Origin of the sequence: Blastococcus sp. TF02A-30, assembly GCF_003319185.1 — a bacterium.
Lineage (GTDB): Bacteria > Actinomycetota > Actinomycetes > Mycobacteriales > Geodermatophilaceae > Blastococcus.
Window position 1 is genome coordinate 106,439 of the sequence record NZ_QOHJ01000009.1, and the last position, 17,783, is coordinate 124,221.

15 protein-coding genes are annotated in these 17,783 nt (G+C 72.9%); all 15 read left to right on the forward strand.

Annotation, left to right across the window (positions count from 1 at the left end; translation table 11 throughout):
* Positions 1 to 43: 43 nt before the first annotated feature.
* The 15 genes from DQ241_RS18925 (at position 44) to DQ241_RS18995 (ending at position 17,777) form a co-directional block, all read left to right on the forward strand.
* Positions 44 to 985, forward strand: coding sequence for an ABC transporter permease (locus DQ241_RS18925; RefSeq protein ID WP_199584743.1), 942 nt, complete (start codon positions 44 to 46; stop codon positions 983 to 985).
* A complete protein-coding gene (locus DQ241_RS18930) occupies positions 982 to 2,025 on the forward strand; it encodes an ABC transporter ATP-binding protein (RefSeq protein ID WP_113831761.1) in 1,044 nt (347 codons plus the stop codon). Before DQ241_RS18925 ends, DQ241_RS18930 begins: the two co-directional genes overlap by 4 nt.
* On the forward strand, positions 2,022 to 3,056 hold the full coding sequence (locus tag DQ241_RS18935; protein ID WP_113831762.1) for an ABC transporter ATP-binding protein: 1,035 nt from the start codon (positions 2,022 to 2,024) through the stop codon (positions 3,054 to 3,056). Before DQ241_RS18930 ends, DQ241_RS18935 begins: the two co-directional genes overlap by 4 nt.
* 323 nt (positions 3,057 to 3,379) lie before the next feature.
* Complete coding sequence (locus tag DQ241_RS18940; protein ID WP_113831763.1) at positions 3,380 to 4,633, forward strand: ABC transporter substrate-binding protein; 1,254 nt, start codon at positions 3,380 to 3,382, stop codon at positions 4,631 to 4,633.
* A 30-nt stretch (positions 4,634 to 4,663) separates the two neighbouring features.
* Positions 4,664 to 5,548, forward strand: coding sequence for a branched-chain amino acid ABC transporter permease (locus DQ241_RS18945; RefSeq protein ID WP_113831764.1), 885 nt, complete (start codon positions 4,664 to 4,666; stop codon positions 5,546 to 5,548).
* 1 nt (position 5,549) lies between these two features.
* Complete coding sequence (locus tag DQ241_RS18950; RefSeq protein WP_113831765.1) at positions 5,550 to 7,355, forward strand: ATP-binding cassette domain-containing protein; 1,806 nt, start codon at positions 5,550 to 5,552, stop codon at positions 7,353 to 7,355.
* Positions 7,342 to 8,061: an ABC transporter ATP-binding protein gene (locus DQ241_RS18955; protein WP_113831766.1), complete on the forward strand. Its 720-nt coding sequence runs from the start codon at positions 7,342 to 7,344 to the stop codon at positions 8,059 to 8,061. Before DQ241_RS18950 ends, DQ241_RS18955 begins: the two co-directional genes overlap by 14 nt.
* A 154-nt stretch (positions 8,062 to 8,215) precedes the next feature.
* Positions 8,216 to 9,370: an acyl-CoA dehydrogenase family protein gene (locus DQ241_RS18960; RefSeq protein ID WP_113831767.1), complete on the forward strand. Its 1,155-nt coding sequence runs from the start codon at positions 8,216 to 8,218 to the stop codon at positions 9,368 to 9,370.
* 1 nt (position 9,371) lies between these two features.
* Positions 9,372 to 10,391, forward strand: a complete 1,020-nt coding sequence (locus DQ241_RS18965; RefSeq protein WP_113831768.1) for an acyl-CoA dehydrogenase family protein — start codon at positions 9,372 to 9,374, stop codon at positions 10,389 to 10,391.
* 23 nt (positions 10,392 to 10,414) lie between these two features.
* Positions 10,415 to 12,529 (forward strand): acetate--CoA ligase family protein, encoded by a 2,115-nt coding sequence (locus tag DQ241_RS18970; RefSeq protein WP_158545978.1) that lies wholly within the window; start codon positions 10,415 to 10,417, stop codon positions 12,527 to 12,529.
* Positions 12,526 to 13,284 carry an SDR family NAD(P)-dependent oxidoreductase gene (locus DQ241_RS18975; RefSeq protein WP_113831770.1) on the forward strand — a complete coding sequence of 253 codons (759 nt, stop codon included), beginning with the start codon at positions 12,526 to 12,528 and terminating at the stop codon, positions 13,282 to 13,284. Before DQ241_RS18970 ends, DQ241_RS18975 begins: the two co-directional genes overlap by 4 nt.
* Before the next feature lie 41 nt (positions 13,285 to 13,325).
* Positions 13,326 to 15,257 carry an NAD(P)/FAD-dependent oxidoreductase gene (locus DQ241_RS18980; protein ID WP_113831771.1) on the forward strand — a complete coding sequence of 644 codons (1,932 nt, stop codon included), beginning with the start codon at positions 13,326 to 13,328 and terminating at the stop codon, positions 15,255 to 15,257.
* A gap of 87 nt (positions 15,258 to 15,344) precedes the next feature.
* Positions 15,345 to 16,127 carry an enoyl-CoA hydratase-related protein gene (locus DQ241_RS18985; protein WP_113831772.1) on the forward strand — a complete coding sequence of 261 codons (783 nt, stop codon included), beginning with the start codon at positions 15,345 to 15,347 and terminating at the stop codon, positions 16,125 to 16,127.
* A complete protein-coding gene (locus DQ241_RS18990; RefSeq protein WP_233492563.1) occupies positions 16,124 to 16,897 on the forward strand; it encodes an SDR family NAD(P)-dependent oxidoreductase in 774 nt (257 codons plus the stop codon). Before DQ241_RS18985 ends, DQ241_RS18990 begins: the two co-directional genes overlap by 4 nt.
* 76 nt (positions 16,898 to 16,973) lie before the next feature.
* Complete coding sequence (locus tag DQ241_RS18995; protein WP_113831773.1) at positions 16,974 to 17,777, forward strand: SDR family NAD(P)-dependent oxidoreductase; 804 nt, start codon at positions 16,974 to 16,976, stop codon at positions 17,775 to 17,777.
* Positions 17,778 to 17,783: the final 6 nt, after the last annotated feature.

Sequence of the window (17,783 nt, forward strand, 5' to 3'; positions counted from 1 at the left end):
GCCGAGTCCTGCTGCCGATGACACCCAGCCGGGTCCTGCTGCCATGACCGGTCAGCCGCTGCCCGAGCCGGCCGCGTCGCCGACCGCGACCGATGCCGGCGTCCCGTCCACCTCCCGCCCACCGCGACCGCGGTGGCGGGAGACGCTGGGCCTGCTCCTGCGCAACCCGACGGCGGCCGGGTCGGCGCTGGTGCTGCTCGGCATCGTGCTCATGGCGATCTTCGACGAGTCGATCGCTCCCAGCGGGGCCAACCAGATCTCCGTCGAGGACCGGCTGCAGGCGCCCAGCTGGGAGCACCCGTTCGGCACCGACGACCTCGGCCGCGACATCCTCAGCCGCGTCATCCTCGGCGCCGGCGTGTCGCTGCGGGTGGGCTTCCTCGCCGTGGGAATCGCCCTGCTGATCGGCACGGTCATCGGCCTGCTCGCCGGCTACTACGGCCGGTGGGTCGACGACGTCCTCATGCGGTTCATGGACATGCTGTTCGCCTTCCCGGCGGTGCTGCTGGCCATCGCGATCCTCGCCGTCCGCGGGCCGGGGTCGGGCAACACCGCGCTGGCCATCGGCATCGTCTACGTCCCGATCTTCGCCCGGGTGACCCGGGCCAGCGTGCTGGGCGTGCGGGAAGAGGTCTACGTGCGGGCGTCGCGGTCGGTGGGTGCCTCGGACCTCCGGCTGCTCACCCGGCACGTGCTGCCCAACGCCGCGCCGCCGATCATCGTGCAGACCTCGATCAGCCTGGCGTTCGCCGTGCTGGCCGAGGCGGCGCTGTCCTTCCTCGGGCTGGGCACCCAGCCGCCGAACCCGTCGTGGGGGCTGATGCTCGCCGAGGGCCGCGGCTACATCGACCTGGCCTGGTGGCTGGCCTTCTTCCCCGGGATGGCGATCTTCCTGACCGTGCTCTGCTTCAACCTGCTCGGTGACGGGCTGCGCGACGTGCTGGACCCGCGGCAGCGGACGCTGATGGCCGGAGGTGGCCGGTGAGCGCGCCGACACCGGTGCTGGAGGTCGAGGACCTCCGGGTGCGGCTGCGCACGCCGCGCGGCCCGGCCGACGTCGTCAACGGGCTGTCCTACAGCGTCGGGCCGGGGGAGACGGTCGCCGTCGTCGGGGAGTCCGGCAGCGGCAAGAGCGTCTCGGTGCTCGCGCTGCTCGGGCTGCTGCCGCGGGGCGTGGCGACGGTGACGGGACGCGCCCTGCTGCAGGGCGAGGACCTGCTCACCATGCCGCCCGAGCGGTTGCGGCAGGTGCGCGGACCCGGTGCCGGCATGGTCTTCCAGGACCCGATGACCTCGCTCAACCCGGTGCTCACCATCGGTCGGCAGCTCGTCGAGGGGCTGCGCGCGCACAGCGACATGGACAAGGCCGCCGCCCGCCGGCGCGCCGCCGAGCTGCTCGGCGAGGTCGGCCTGCCCGACCCGGACGGCGCGCTGGACCGCTACCCGCACGAGCTGTCGGGCGGCATGCGGCAGCGGGTGATCATCGCGATCGCGCTGTCGAACTCACCGGCGCTGCTCATCGCCGACGAGGCGACGACGGCCCTCGACGTCACCGTGCAGGCGCAGATCATCGACCTGGTCGAGAAGCTGCAGGCCGACCACGGCACCGGCGTCATCTGGATCACCCACGACCTCGGCGTCGTCGCGGGCATCGCCGACCGGGTGCTGGTCATGTACGGCGGGCGCTGCGTGGAGGACGGCACGGTGGACGACGTCCTCGAGCACCCGGCCCACCCGTACACCCGCGGACTGCTGGGAGCGCTGCCCGATCTGGCGCAGCCGGCCGTCGACGGCGTCGTCCCCGACCTGGCCACGGTGCCCGGCACCCCGCCGGCGCCGACCGACCTGCCGCCGGGCTGCGTGTTCTGGCCGCGCTGCCCGGTGCGCGGCGACGCCCGCTGCGAGACCGAGCAGCCGCCGCTGGTCCAGATCGGCCCGTCGTCGGGTGCGCTGCCGCACCGGGCGGCGACCTGGTGCACGGAGACCTCGGCTCTCGGTACCGAAAGCTCGGGGGAGGCCCGATGAGCGACGACGTCCTGGTCTCCGCCCGCGGGCTGGAGGTGCACTTCCCGATCGGCCGCGGTGGGCTGCGGCGCAAGCCGGCCGGCCTGCTGCGCGCCGTGGACGGCGTGGACCTCGACGTGCTGCGCGGCGAGACGCTCGGCCTGGTCGGGGAGTCCGGCTGCGGGAAGTCCACGCTCGGCAACGCGCTGCTGCGGCTGGTGCCCTCCACCGGCGGCAGCATCACCTTCGACGGCACCGACATCACCGGCCTGGAGGGGCGCGGGCTCAAGGAGCTGCGCCGCCGCGCCGGGATGGTGTTCCAGGACCCGTTCGCCTCCCTCGACCCGCGGCGCACCGTCGCCCAGACCGTCGCCGAGCCGCTGGAGGTGCACGGCCTGCGGAAGGGGCGGGACAAGGCGGCCCGGGTGGCCGAGCTGCTCGAGCTGGTCGGGCTGGACCCCGCCGTCGCCGGCCGGTACCCGCACGAGTTCTCCGGCGGGCAGCGGCAGCGGGTGGGCATCGCCCGCGCCCTGGCCGGGGAGCCGGACTTCCTGGTCTGCGACGAGGCCATCGCCTCCCTCGACGTGAGCGTGCAGGCGCAGGTCCTGAACCTGCTGCGCCGGCTGCAGCGCCGGCTCGGCCTGACGCTGCTGTTCATCTCCCACGACCTGTCCGCCGTCCGGCACATCTCCGACCGGATCGCGGTCATGTACCTGGGGCGGATCGTGGAGATCGGGCCGGCGTCCGCGGTGGGCAGCGATCCGCAGATGCCCTACACGCAGGCGCTGCTCTCCGCGGTGCCGCTGCCGCACCCGGCACTGGAGCGGCAGCGGGAGCGCATCGTGCTGCGCGGCGACGTCCCCTCTCCGGCCGCCGTCCCCAGCGGTTGCCGGTTCCGCACCCGCTGCCCGTACGTGTTCGAGCCGTGCGACGACGTCGACCCCGCGCTGCAGCCGGCGGGTGCGCCCGGTCAGCAGGCCGCCTGCCACCTGCACGGCGTCGTCGGCACCCCGGCCACAGCGGACGCCGAAGGCCTCACCGCCCACCCCTGACGCCTGTCCCCGGGTTGATCATCGCCAGACGGTCGGCCGGCACGCCGGTGGGGCGGGCCAGCTGGCGATGATCAACCGGGGAAGAGGGCCCGGCGTGTACCGCTCCTGCGCACGAAAAGTGGCATGTCGACTCGGCGTCCGGAAGCGTGCCGTCACTGACTCGTAAAGATGGCAAGGATATTAATCCTTGACACGGGCTCGTGACCTCCGCCACTGTCTCCCTGGCTGGCCCGACGGTGCGCAACCGGACGGCCCGACAGCTCCAGCAAGTGGTCCGGGAGGCGTGCGCCCCCGGTGGCAACGGTGCCCAGGAAGAGGAACCCATGACTACGACCCGAACCCTCCGTCGCCGCTCGGTGGCGGGCGTCCTGTCCGTCGCGCTCCTGGGCGCCATGGCGGCCTGCGGATCGGACCCGACGTCGTCGGGCGGCGGCTCGGCCGCCGCCGAGGAGGGCCCGATCAAGGTCGGGGTCCCGCTGGGGCTGACCGGCGCGGCGGCCGCCACCGGGTCGTGGGCCCGCATGGGTGTCGAGCTGGCCGCCGAGGAGATCAACGCCGACGGCGGCATCGACGGCCGCGAGGTCGAGCTGGTCCTCGCCGACACCGAGCTCAACCCGACGAAGGCCGTGACCGCGGTGAACCGGCTGGTCAGCCAGGAGGACGTCGACCTGGTCATCGGGCCGCTCACCAGCGACGAGTCCCTCGCGACGCTGCCGATCCTCACCCAGGCCGGCATCCCCAACATCAACGGTTCCGGGAGCGCGATCACCCCGGAGGTGGCCCCGCTGGGCTTCGCCCTGCTGCCCAACGCCGAGGCCCAGGGCGAGCGCATGGTCGAGGTCGCGGTCGAGGAGTACGGCGCCGAGCGGGTGGCGATCGTGCACTACAACGGCACCCAGGGGAAGGTCGCCGCGGAGGCCATGGTCGGCGCCCTCGAGGAGCGCGGCATGGAGCCCGCGACCGTCCAGGAGTTCAGCGCGCAGTCGACCGACCTCACGCCGCAGCTGCTGGAGATCCAGAAGAGCGACGCCGACGTCATCCTCAGCTTCAACCAGACCGGTGCCGACACTGGCCGGCTGATCCTCGGCCTGCGCCAGCTCAACTCCGACGTCCCGGTCGTGGGCAGCTACGGCTCCACGTTCGCCACCCAGACCAAGGACGTGGCCGGTCCCGACGCCTACAGCAACTTCAAGGCCGTCACCTGGGGTGCCTTCTCCGCCTGCGACGCGGACTCCGTCCGCCCCGAGGTCACCGACTTCGTGACCGAGGCCGAGGGCATGTTCGGCGACGACCCGGCCTGGGAGTCCGTGGCCCTGGACTACATGGCCATCTGGCGCGACGCGCTGCACCTCCTGGCCGCCGCGGTCGAGGAGACCGGCTCCACCGACGGCGAGACCGTCACCGAGTGGCTGGAGACCGAGGCCGTGGACGACGAGGAGTCCCTGGGCCTCGTGCACGAGGGCTTCGCCATGAGCGACGACAACCACTTCCTCATGGACACCAGCTCGCTGGCGCTGGTCGACCCGGGCACCGACCAGGGCGAGGGCATCTTCACCCGCCTCGACTGCCAGGGCTGAGACCTCCGGCGCCCGTAGGGGAGGGGAGTCATGGACGAACTGCTGATCATCCTCGTTCGAGGACTCGGTGCCGGGGCGATCTACTCGCTGATCGCCATCAGCCTGAATGTCATCTACAACGCGACGGGCGTGCTCAACTTCGCCCAGGGGCAGCTGCTCGTGGTCGCCGGGGTGTTCACCTACCTGTGGCTCCCCGAGGGCGCCGCGGCCGGTGGTCCGTCCTGGCTCCTGACGCTGCTGGTCGTCACCGTGGTGGTGGCGCTGATCGCCGCGCTGCAGGGCTGGCTGACCCTGCTCCCGATGCGGTCACCGTCGGACCAGCACTCGTGGATCATCACCACGATCGCGGCCTCGATCGTGCTCGGCGCGATCATGGTCCTGACCATCGGCCCCCGGGTGCTGACGCTGGAGAACCTCTTCGGCCAGTTCCCGCTCGGCGGCTCCCGGGTGCCCTTCGTCTACCTGGTGGTCATCGCGCTGGCCCTGGTGGTCTACCTGTTCCTCCGCTGCTTCCAGCGGAGGTACCTGGTCGGCCTTGCGCTGAACGCGCTCTCGCAGGACCTGGAGGCGGCGAAGGCCGGTGGCATCCGGACCATGCCGCTGCAGGTGCTCGCCTTCGCCATCGCCGGCGCGATCATGGGGCTCACCGGCTTCATCGGCGGCCACGCGATCGGCATCGTCGAGAGCCAGGCCCTCCACTACGTGATCTTCGGCTTCATCGTCGCGGTGGTGGGCGGGCTCGGGAACAACACCGGCGCGCTCCTGGCCGGCCCCGCCTTCGGCCTGCTCCTGATGTTCGTCTCGTACCAGGCCGGAGGCGCCGCCGAGGTCCCGCTGGCGCTCGCCGTCATCGTCGTCGTCCTCATGCTCCGCCCCGAGGGCATCTTCGGCCGTCCGCACGCAAGGAGGGTCTGAGATGTCGAACCCCGTGCTCACGTCGGCGGAGGTCACCGCCCCCGCCGGAAGGCGGAACCTGCTCCGGCCCGACATCCGCCGGGAGGTGGCCCTCGGCATCGGCATCGTCGTCCTGGCGGTGGCCGTGCCGATCGTCGCGGGGAACGCGTACTGGCTGCAGGCGATCCTGCTCGCCGCCGTGTACGTGGTCGCCGCGTCCGGGCTGAACATCCTGCGGGCCCAGGCCGAGCAGCTCTCCTTCGGGCAGGGCGCCGTCATGGGCGTCGCGGCCTACATCACCGCGCTGGCCGCCACGGCGTGGGAGCACCCCCTCCCCGTCGCGGTCCTCCTCGGCTTCCTCGCCGGGATGGCGGCCGGCATGCTCCTCGCCCTGCCCTCCCTGCGCGTCCAGGGCTACTACCTGGGCTTCGTGACCATGGCCGGCGCCCTGGCGCTGCCGGAGATCTTCTTCCTCTTCGAGGAGCAGACCCGGGCGGTCACCGGGGTGAACGTCGCCACCTCCGCGATCCGGGACGTCGCGTTCTGGCGGACCGAGTGGCTGACCCTGGTGATCCTGCTCTGCGCCGTCGCGGCGCTGGTCGTGGCGGGGCTCATCAAGTCCTCCCGCTTCGGCCGCCAGCTCAAGGTCGCCGGCACCAGCCCGGAGGCGGCCATGACGCTCGGCCTGCGCCCGGGCCGGCTGCGGCTGCAGGCCTTCGCCATCGCGTCGCTCATGGCCTCGGTCGCCGGCGTGCTGTACGTGCTGCTCATCCAGTACGTGGCGCCCGGGTCGTTCACGCTGGCGCTGTCGATCATGCTCTACTTCGTCGTCGTCATCGGCGGCGCGGGCACGATCGTCGGCCCCATCCTGGGCGTGGGCGTCCTCTACCTCGTCCCGGACGTGGCGCTGGCCAGCCTGGTCGACTACCGGCTGCTCATCTACGGGATCACGGCCTTCGTGATCATGTTCCTCATGCCGGACGGCATCGCCGGCGGTCTGCGCCGGGCGATCCACCGGCTGCGGGGACGGACGGCGCCGGCCGCGACGATCTCGCTGCGCGAGGTGCTCGCCCAGGCGCCGGAGGCCGGCGACGGGGCGACGGCGGCGGCCCGCACCGGTGGGCCCCTGCTCCGCGCGGAGGGGCTGGCCGCCCGCTTCGGCGAGGTGCAGGCCCTCGACGGGGTCGACCTCGAGATCGGCCGGGGTGAGATCCACGCCATCGTCGGGCCGAACGGCTCCGGCAAGACCACGTTGCTGAACGCCCTCTCCGGGCTGGTCGCCGTCGACAGCGGCACGGTGCACTTCGACGGCGAGGACGTCTCGTCGACCGGCGCCAGCGGCCGGGCCCGGCTGGGGCTGGCGCGCACGTTCCAGACCCCGCGGGTCTTCGCGGACATGACGGTCTGGGAGAACGTGGACTGCGGGGCCGACGACGGCCGGACGCACTGGTTCGCCGAGGCTCTCGAAGCGGTCCGGGCGGACTGGGACGAGCTCCCGGCGGCCACCCTGCCGCACGGCCAGCGGCGCTTCCTGGAGGTCGCCCGGGCCCTGCGCCGCGGGCCGGTCCTCATCGCGCTCGACGAACCCGCCGCCGGCCTGTCGGTCGCGGAGCGCAAGGAGTTCAGCGCGCTGCTGCGCTCCGTCGTCGCGGCCACCGGCGCCTCGGTGCTCATGGTCGAGCACGACCTGGAGCTGGTGTGGGGCACCGCCGACCGCATCTCCGTCGTCGACGCCGGACGGGTCGTGGTCAGCGGCCCACCGGCCGAGATCCGCCACCTGCCCGAGATCGGCCGCCTCTTCGCGGGAGTGAACCATGTTGCGGGCTGAGGGACTGCACGCCGGCTACGGCCGGATGACCGTCTTCCGGGACGTCACGCTGGAGGTCGCCCCAGGGGAGATCGTCCTGGTGCTGGGCCCGAACGGGGCCGGCAAGAGCACGCTGCTCAAGGCCCTCTCGGGCCTGCTGCCCCCGCAGCGGGGCACGCTGAGCCTCGGCGGAGAGGACGTCACCGGCCTCGGCGCCGAGAAGCTCTCCCGACGCGGGGTCCGGCACGTCCTGGAGGGGCACCGGGTCTTCCCGGAGCTCACCGTGCAGGAGAACCTGCGCCTGGGGCAGCTGGCCCGCCCCCGGGGCCGGCGGCTGCCCGACGGCGAGGTGGTCGACATGGCCGCCCGGACGTTCCCGATACTCGGCGACAAGCGGGCCCAGCTGGCCCGCAGCCTGTCGGGCGGGCAGCAGCAGATGCTCGCCCTCGTGCAGGCCTGGGCCGCTCGGCCGGACTACCTGCTCTGCGACGAGCCATCCCTCGGGCTGGCGCAGTCGCTGGTGCCGGACATCCTGCGGTTCTTCCGCGACCGGGCCGGCGAGGGCATGGGGGTGCTCCTGGTGGAGCAGCTCGTGGACCAGCCGCTGACCATCGCCGACCGGGTGGTGGTCCTGCGGCAGGGCCGGATCGTCGCCGAGGGCCCGGCCGCCGACTTCACCGACCGCGCGGCGCTCGCCGAGCTGATGCTCGGGCAGGTGTCGGCGTGAGGCCCCGGACCGTCCGCCACCCGCACCACCGGTGACCGGCGGGTCGCGGTGGACGGGGCGCCCGCGCTCCGTCCGCCGCCGGCCCCGGTCGCCTGCGCACAGCTCGACCGCACGGCTCGACGCCGCCGCGCGCCCCAGGAGAGGAACCGACCAGATGGACCTGCGGCTCACACCCGCGCAGACCGACTTCCGCGACGAGATCCGCACGTGGCTGGAGGAGAACGTCCCGACGGACAGCTTCCCGCCGCCGTCGACCGAGGAGGGCTTCGCCCGGCACCGCGAGTGGGAGCGCGCCCTGCACGGCGCGCGGTTCGCCGCCGTGCACTGGCCGGTCGAGTACGGCGGTCGCGGGATGGACCCGGTCAGCACCGCGATCTTCTACGACGAGTACCTGCGGGCGAACGCCCCGGCCCGGCTGAACCGGCTCGCGCTCGGCCTGGCCGGACCGACCCTCATCGAGCTCGGCGACGCCGACCAGCGCAGCCGCTGGCTGCCGAGCATGCTCACCTGCGACGACATCTGGTGCCAGGGGTTCAGCGAGCCGGAGGCCGGCAGCGACTTGGCCGGGCTCCGGACCCGCGGCGAGGTCTCCGGTGACACCGTCCTGGTCAACGGCCAGAAGATCTGGACGTCGCACTCGCGCTTCGCCGACTGGATCTTCGCGCTGGTCCGCACCGATCCGGAGGCGCCCAAGCACAAGGGCCTCACCTTCCTGATGATCGACCGGCACAGCCCCGGCGTGGAGGTTCGGCCGATCCGCCAGATGAACCACCAGGCCGACTTCGCCGAGCTGTTCTTCACCGACGTCGAGGTGCCGGTGGCCAACGTCGTCGGCGGCATCGACAACGGCTGGCGGGTGGCGATGGCCACGCTGACGCACGAGCGCAGCAGCAACCTCAACACCGCGGCGCACTTCCACCAGATCCTGGGCGAGGTGCTCGCGCTCGTGCCGGAGAGCCTGCGGGACGACCCGCTGGTCCGGCTGCAGGTCGCCCGCTTCCACGAGGAGATCGAGGCCTACCGCTACATCACCCTGCGCACGCTGAGCTCGCTGTCGGTCGGCAGGCAGCCCGGCCCGCAGTCGGCGATGGGCAAGTTGTGGTGGTCGGAGATGCAGACCCGGATCCTCGAGTTCGGCCTGCAGATGCTCGGCGAGCGGGCCGAGCTGCTCGAGCCCACCCCGGGGGAGAAGTCGGCGCTGGTGCAGAGCTACTGGCTCAGCCGCGCCTCCCACATCTACGCGGGGTCGAACGAGATCCAGCGCAACATCATCTCGGAGCGGGTCCTCGGCCTGCCGAAGGGGAATTGAGATGCACTTCGACCTCGACGACCTGCAGTACGAGTTCCGCGACGCCGTCCGGAAGGTCCTCACCGCGGAGCTGTCGCCCGCCGATCTCCGCGCGATCTGGGAGCAGGGCCACGACTACTCCAGCACGGTCTGGCCGCACCTCGTGTCGCTCGGCCTCCCGGGGCTGCTGGTCCCGGCCGCGCACGGGGGTGGGGACGGCGCACCCGTCGACCTGGTCCTGCTGCTGGAGGAGTGCGGCTCCGCCTGCCTCCCCGAGCCGATCGTGGAGACCGCGCTGATCGCACCGCTGGTGCTCTCCCGCGCCGGGACCGACCAGCACCGGGCGGAGTGGCTCCCGCGGCTGGCGGCCGGCGAGGCGATCGTGGCCACCTGCCTGGGCGAGGACCGCCTCGTGCCCGACGGGGCGCGCGCCGACGCCGTTCTGGTCCGGCAGGGCGATGAGCTGCACTGGGTCCCGCGGTCCCAGGTGCACGCCACCCCGGTCCAGGGCATCGACCCGAGCCGGCGGCTGGCCGAGTGCGCGTTCGACCTGGGGCCCGACACGCTGCTGGCCACCGGCCCGGAGGCGGTGCGCGTGGCGCAGGACGCCGGCGCGTTCGGCACGGCCGCGCTGCTCGTCGGGCTCGCCCAGCGGCTGACCGGCACCACCCGCGACTACCTCCTGGAGCGGCGCCAGTTCGGCCGCGTCATCGGGAGCTTCCAGGCGCTCAAGCACCGCCTCGCCGACGTCGCGGTGCAGACCGAAGCAGCCCGGTCGCTGGTCTGGTACGCGTCCTACGCGCTGTCCGAGAGCACCCCCGACGCCACCCGGGCCGTGCACATGGCCAAGGCGGCCGCCAACGAGGCCGCCTTCGCCGCCAACTACGCCGCCCTCCAGCTGCACGGCGGCATCGGCTTCACCTGGGAGCACGACCTGCACTTCTGGCTGCAGCGCGGCAAGGCGCTGGAGCGCAGCTTCGGCTCGACCACCCAGCACCGGGCCGCGCTGGCCGACGAGGTGCTCGCCGAGGTGTGGCGCTGATGGGCGGCGATGGGCGTTCGCCCGTGGACGTCCTGCTGAACGCGCGCAGCGTCGCGATCGTCGGGGCGTCGGACAACGGGGTGAAGGCGTCTGGCCGCACCCTGCGCTACCTGCGCACGTACGGCTTCCAGGGCGCGATCTACCCGGTGAACCCGACGCGCAGCACGGTGCAGGGCATCCCGGCCCACGCGACCCTTCGTGACCTGCCCGAGCGGCCGGACCTGGCGGTCATCGTCCTGCCCCAGACCGCCGTGGAGGACGCGGTGCGCGAGTGCGGGGCGGCCGGGATCGGTTTCGCCATCGTCTTCGCGTCCGGGTACTCGGAGATCGGCGCCGAGGGCCGGGTGCTCCAGGAGTCGCTCCGCGAGGTGGCCGCCGCAGCAGGGGTCCGGATCCTCGGGCCGAACAGCGTCGGTGCCGTCTCGGCGGGCAACGCCCTCACCGCGTCCTTCATGACCGGTCTCGACCAGGACCGGTTCACGCTGCAGGACGAGGGCATCGCCTTCGTCTCGCAGAGCGGCGCCATGGGCGGCTTCATCCTCAACCTGGCGCAGTCCAGCGGCATGGGCGTGGGCCGCTTCTTCAGCACCGGCAACGAGGTCGACCTCTCCCTGCCCGAGCTGATCCACCAGCTCGTCGACGAGGGCTCGACCAGGGCGGTCCTGGCCTACGTCGAGGGCATCCGCGACGGCGCGGCCTTCGAACGCGCGCTCGCCCGGGCCACGGCGGAGGAGATCCCGGTCGCCGTCCTCAAGGTGGGCCGCACCGCCCGCGGGGCGGCAGCCGCGGCCTCGCACACCGGTGCCCTGGCCGGCTCCGAGGCGGTGTTCGACGGGGTCACCCGGCGGCACGGCGTGCAGCGGGCGAACGACGTGGAGCACCTGCTCGACCTCGGCCGGGTGTTCGCCGGCACTGCCCGGCCCCGGGGGAACAAGGTCAGCATCGTGACCCTGTCCGGCGGGGCCGGCGTGCTCATGACCGACTACGCCGAGGACCTCGGTCTCGACGTCTTCCCGTGGGACGCCGAGTGGCGGGCGCGGATGGGCGAGATCCTGCCGTCGTTCGCCTCCTTCACCAACCCGATCGACACGACCGGGGCCATCGCGAGCGACCCGGACATGCTGCCGAACGCCCTCCGGGTGTGCGCGGCCAACCCCGAGACCGACCTGGTGATGGTCCTGCTCGGCAACATGGAGGCCGAGGAGGACCGGGTCTGCGCCGGCATCCTCGAGGTCGCGGCGAGCACGGACAAGCCCGTGCTCGTGGCCTGGGTGGGCGGCTCCGGCCGGCCGGCCCGGATCCTGTCCGCCGCCGGCGTCCCCACGTTCGGCGAGCCGGTCCGCGCCATGCGGGCGGCCGCCGCGCTGGTCGCGTTCGCCGGGCACCGGCCGGTCACGCGGCCGGCCGGCGAGGACGCCGGGCTGGGCGCGGAGGAGCTCGCGGTGGTCCGCGCCGCCCGAGCGGCCGGCCGCCGGTACCTGGACGAGGTGGCCGCCAAGCAGTTCCTGTCCGCCTGCGGAGTCCAGGGGGTCCAGGAGGCGCCCGCCGCGTCGGCCGAGGCGGCGGTCGAGGCCGCCGACGAACTGGGCTACCCGGTGGTCCTGAAGCTCCTGTCCGACGAGGTCGCGCACAAGTCCGAGCTGGGCGGCGTGCGGCTGGGCCTGACCACTCCCGATGCGGTCCGGACGGCGGCGGACGAGGTGCTGGCCGCGGCGGCCGGGCACGGGATCACCGGTGCCCGTGTCGTGGTGCAGCAGCAGCTGGACGCCGAGACCGAGCTGATCCTCGGCATGACCGTGGACCCGACGTTCGGCCCGGTCACCATGATCGGTCTCGGCGGCGTCCTCGCCGAGGTGGTGCAGGACGTGCAGGTGCGGCCGGCGCCGGTGACCGAGGACGAGGCGCGCGACATGATCGCCGACCTGCGGCTGGTGGAGCTGCTGCGCGGCGTGCGCGGCCGCCGCGCCGTCGACGAGGCGGCGCTCGCCAAGACCGTCGCCGCGTTCTCCCGCTACACGTGCGGGCTCGACGACCTGGTCGAGTCGGTCGAGATCAACCCGCTGCTGGTGGACGCCTCCGGGCAGCCGGTCGCCGTCGACGCGCTCGTCGTCCTCGCCGGCCCGGACGGTGCGGCGTGAGCGCCGCCCGGCGGTGCGCCGTCGTGACCGGCGGCGCGCGCGGGATCGGCGAGGCGATCACGAGGAACCTGCTCGCCCGCGGCACGGACGTCGTCGTCGCCGACCTGGACGAGGCCGCGATCGCGGACTTCCGCCCGCCGGCCGACGCGGCCGGCCGGGTCACCCTCGTCACGGCCGACGTCGCGGAGGAGGGCGACTGGCACCGCGTTCTCGACGTCGCGCGGTCGGCCTACGGGCCGGTGACCGTGCTGGTGAACAACGCGGCCATCTCCCCCAAGCGCGACGGGCAGCGGACGCCGAGCAGCGAGATGCCGCTCGACGAGTGGAACCGGGTGCTGGCCGTCAACCTCACCGGCGCCTTCCTGGGCGCCAAGCTCGTGCACCCCGGGATGAAGGCCGCCGGTTGGGGGCGCATCGTCAACATCTCCTCCCAGGCGGCCCGCACCGGCGCCCGCGTCGCCGGGGTGCACTACGGCGCGACGAAGGCCGCGCTGCTCGGCCTCACCCGCACCCTGGCCTTCGAGTACGGCCCCGACGGGATCACCGTCAACGCCGTCACCCCCGGCCGCATCATGACGCCGATGGCGGCCGCCGTGGCCGACGAGGTTAACCAGGCGATGCGGGCCGGCATCCCCGTCGGCCGCCTCGGCACGCCCGAGGACACCGCCGCCGTCGTGGGCTTCCTCGCCTCCGACGAGGCGGGCTTCGTGAACGGCGCGACCGTCGACGCCAACGGAGGCAGCTGGATGGGCTGAGGCCCCCGGCACGCGACACCCGTCCGCGAGGACGGCCCCTGATGCACGACCCTGAGATGGAGGACCGGTCAGACATGGACGACGAGTACACCGAGGCCCGGATTCGCACCGCGCTCGAGAGCGCGAACCTCAACGTCCTCCGGCTCGCCCTGTACCAGGCCACGGGTGACCCGGAGCTCGCGGCGATGGAGGTCGTGCGCATCCCGCTGCGCGGTGGCGCGTTCTTCGGCTACCTCGTGGCCGACCAGCACCACGAGGCCATCAAGGAGAAGGCGCTGCGCTTCCTGCTGCAGCGCCCGGACGTGCACGACGTGCGCATCCCCGCCGACGACGAGCTGCGCGCCATGATGGCCCTGCTCACCGGGGAGGAGCTCTCCGACAGCGAGTTCCGGTTCGGCCGCGAGGAGCTCGCCCTCGAGCCCTTCCCGCGGCGGGCGTACTGGTCGGGCGAGCGACCGGCGGCCGCGGACGACGTCCGGGTGGTCATCGTCGGCGCGGGGGCCAGCGGCATCGCCGCGGCCATCCAGTTCGAGCTGCTGGGCATCCCGTACGCGATCTACGAACGGCAGTCCGAGATCGGCGGCACCTGGAACCTCAACCGCTACCCCGACGCGCGCGTCGACACCAGCAGCTTCCTGTACCAGTTCAAGTTCGAGAAGAACTACCCGTGGACGGAGTACTTCGCCTCCCAGGTCGAGGTGAAGCGCTACCTCGAGCACGTGGCCAGGAAGTACGGCGTCCACGACAAGATCCGGTTCGACGTCGAGGTGACCAGGGCGCACTTCGACGAGGCGGGGTCGCGGTGGCGGCTGGAGCTCGTCCGGGACGGCGCCGTCGAGCAGCTGACGGCGGACGTCGTGGTGAGCGCCGCCGGCCTGTTCAGCACGCCGAAGTTTCCCGACATCCCGGGGGTCGACGAGTACGAGGGCCAGCTGTTCCACACCACCGCCTGGGGCATCGACTACGACGCCACCGGGCGGCGCATCGCGGTGATCGGCAATGGCTCGACCGGCGTGCAGCTGGTGCCCAAGCTGGCGCAGACCGCCGACCAGCTCTACGCGTTCCAGCGCACGCCGCAGTGGATCTCGCCCATGGAGAACTACCGCGAGCAGATCACCCCGGACATCCGCTGGCTGTTCGACCACGTGCCCTACTACTGGAACTGGTTCTGCTACTCGAGCCAGGTGACCAGCTCGGGGATGCAGGGCGCCCAGGTCTACGACCGCGAGTGGCAGAAGGCGGGCGGCAGGATCAGCGAACGCAACGACGGGATGCGCGCCATCCTCACCGAGTACATCCGTGGCAAGGTCGGTCACGACCCCGACCTCCTGGCCAAGTGCCTGCCGGACTACGCGCCGCTGGCCCGCCGGCTGGTCGTCGACAACGGCTGGTACGACGCGCTGCTCCAGGACAACGTCGAGCTCGTGACCGAGCCGATCAGCCGCCTCACCGCCAAGGGCATCGCCACCGCCGACGGCGAGGTGCGCGAGGTCGACACGATCGTCTTCGCGGCCGGATTCGAGGTCACGAAGTACATGTGGCCGACGGAGTACGTGGGCCGCGGCGGCGTCCGCATGGAGGACCTCTGGGAGAAGGACGGGCCCCGGGCCCACCTGGGCCTGGTCGTCCCGGGCTTCCCCAACCTCTTCATCTTCTACGGGCCCAACTCCCAGCCGCGGGCCGGCGCCTTCCTCTCCTGGATCGAGATCTGGGCGCGCTACACCGCGCAGGCCGTGGCGGACCTGCTCGAGTCCGGGCACCGGACGATGGAGGTCAAGGAGGAGGTCTTCGAGGAGTACAACGCCCGCCTCGACGCGGCCCACTCCGAGCTCATCTGGGCCACCGAGGGCCCGGTCGGGAAGAACTACTACGTCAACGCGCACGGGCGGCAGAACGTGAACGTGCCGTTCGCCAACCACGAGTACTTCGAGATGGTCGCCGCGCCCGACCTCGACCAGTTCCACGTCCGGTGACGCGGGACCAGGTGCACGCCGTCCCGCGGGACGCCATCGACGAGTGCGCGCGCCCGGGCGGGCCGCGCCGTGGGGAGAGGAACTGACATGGAGACGTTGATCGTCGAGCGGGCGGACGGCGTGGCGACGGTGAGCTTGAACCGGCCACCGGTCAACGCGGTCACCCGGCAGATGCAGCTGGAGCTGCGCGAGGCTTTCGACTCGCTGTCCGAGGACCGGCAGGTGGGTGCGGTCGTGCTGGCCGCCGAGGGCGAGCGCGCGTTCTGCGGGGGGATCGACCTCAAGGAGACGGCGGCGCAGCAGTCGCCGGCGGACCTGCCGCTGCAGAACACCACCAACCCCGGCTGGGAGTGGCGGGCGGCCCAGCACGCCATCCGCCACTGCGCCGTCCCGGTCATCGCGGCCGTCGACGGCCCGGCGATCGGTGCCGGCTTCGGCATGGTCGGCGTGTGCGACATCATCATCGCCTCCAGCCGCGCCAGCTTCGGGCTGACCGAGATCAACGTCGGCCTGCTGGGTGGTGCGAGCAAGGCCATGAACATGCTCGGGCCGCGCAAGGCCCGGATGATGATGTTCACCGGCCGGCTGCAGCCCGCCGAGGAGCTGCACCGCCTCGGGGCCGTGGAGGAGGTCGTGGCGCCGGGTGAGGCCCGGGCCCGCGCGCTGGCCATCGCCGCCGAGATCGCCGGCAAGAGCCCGCTGGCCGTCCGGCTGGCCAAGGAGTCGATCGTCCGCATCGAGGGCGACGAGATGGAGCGGCAGTACCGCACCGAGTGGGACTACACCAACCGGTTGCGGGGCTTCGACGACTCGCGCGAGGCCATGGCTGCGTACCTGGAGAAGCGCCGGCCGAACTGGACCTTCTCGTGACCGCGCAGGGCAGCACGGGTGCGCGGGACATGGCCGGCCGGGTGGCCCTCGTCACCGGGGCCGCCAGCGGCATCGGCCTGTCGACCAGCAGGCTGCTCGCCGAGCGCGGGGCTGACGTCGTCGTCGTGGACCGGGACGCCGCCGGGTGCGACGCGGCCGTCGCCGCGTTGCAGGCCACGGGCCAACGCGCCTGGGCGGTGCCGGCCGACGTCGGCGACGAGGCCGCGGTCGAGGCGGCCGCCCGGCGGGCGCTGGAGGAGGCCGGGCAGGTCGACGTCCTCGTCAACAACGCCGGGATCACCGCGCTCGCCGCTCCGCTGTGGGAGACCAGCACCGAGACGTTCGAGGCGATGTGGCGGGTGCACCTGATGGGCACCTTCTTCTTCTGCCGGGCGCTCGTCCCGCACATGATCGAACGGGGTTACGGGCGGATCGTGAACGTGGCCAGCGTCGCCGGCAAGGAGGGCAACACCGGCAGCAGCGCCTACTCCTCCGCCAAGGCGGGCGTCATCGGGCTCACCAAGTCGCTGGGGAAGGAGCTGGCCACCACCGGCGTGCTGGTCAACGCCGTCACCCCCGGGATCATCAACACCCCGATCATGGCGAGCGCGACGCCCGAGCACGTGGCGCGGCTGCAGGCCAAGATCCCGATGGGCCGGGCCGGTGAGCCCGAGGAGATCGCCGAGCTCATCGCGTGGCTGTCCTCCTCCCGGTGCTCCTTCTCCACGGCCGCCGTCTTCGACGTCAGCGGCGGCCGGACGACGTACTGAGGCTCCCGGTGCCCCGGCTGACCGCGCGCCGGGGCGCCGGGCCCGTCCCTCCCCTTCGGAAAGGCTCGGCAGCAGCATGACGACCACCTTCGACCGCAGCGCGGTCCCCGACTACGCCCGGCTCGGCTCCCTCGAGGGGCGGGCATTCCTGGTTGCCGGCGCCGGAGCCGGCATCGGCCGCCAGACCGCCCACGCGCTGGCCTCCGCCGGCGCCCGGGTCCTCTGCGTCGACCTCGTGCCGGAGCTCGCGGCGGCGGTCGCCGAGGAGGTGGGCGGCGTGCCGCACGTCGCCGACATGACCGAGCGGGCCGGTGTTCAGGGCGCCCTCGACGCCGCCGTCGAGGCGTTCGGCAGCCTGGCCGGGATCGTCGACATCATCGGGATCGCCCGCTTCCAGTACCTCGCCGACACGGGGGACGAGGACTGGGCGTGGGCGCAGAAGATGAACCTGACGCACGCCTTCCTCCTGGCTCAGCTCGGCGCGGCCACCCTGGCCCGGTACGGGGGCGGCAGCATCGTCTACATCGCCTCGGTCAGCGGGATGGGGGCCGCGCAGCGCCATGCGGCCTACGGCGCCGCCAAGGCCGGGATGATCTCGCTGGTGAAGTCGGCGGCCGTCGAGTACGGCGGGCAGGGCGTGCGGGTCAATGCGGTGGCACCGGGCGTCATCTGGACGCCGCGGATCGGGGCGGCGGTCGGCGAGGAGCGCCGCGCCGCCTGGTCCGAGCCGACGCCGCTGGGCCGGCTGGGCGAGCCGCGGGACATCGCCGCGGCCGCGCTTTTCCTCGCGTCCGACCTGTCCGGCTACGTGACGGGTCAGACGCTCCTGGTCGACGGGGGCCTGCAGTGCCGCTTCCCGTACCCGGTCGAACAGCTCTAGGTCGGG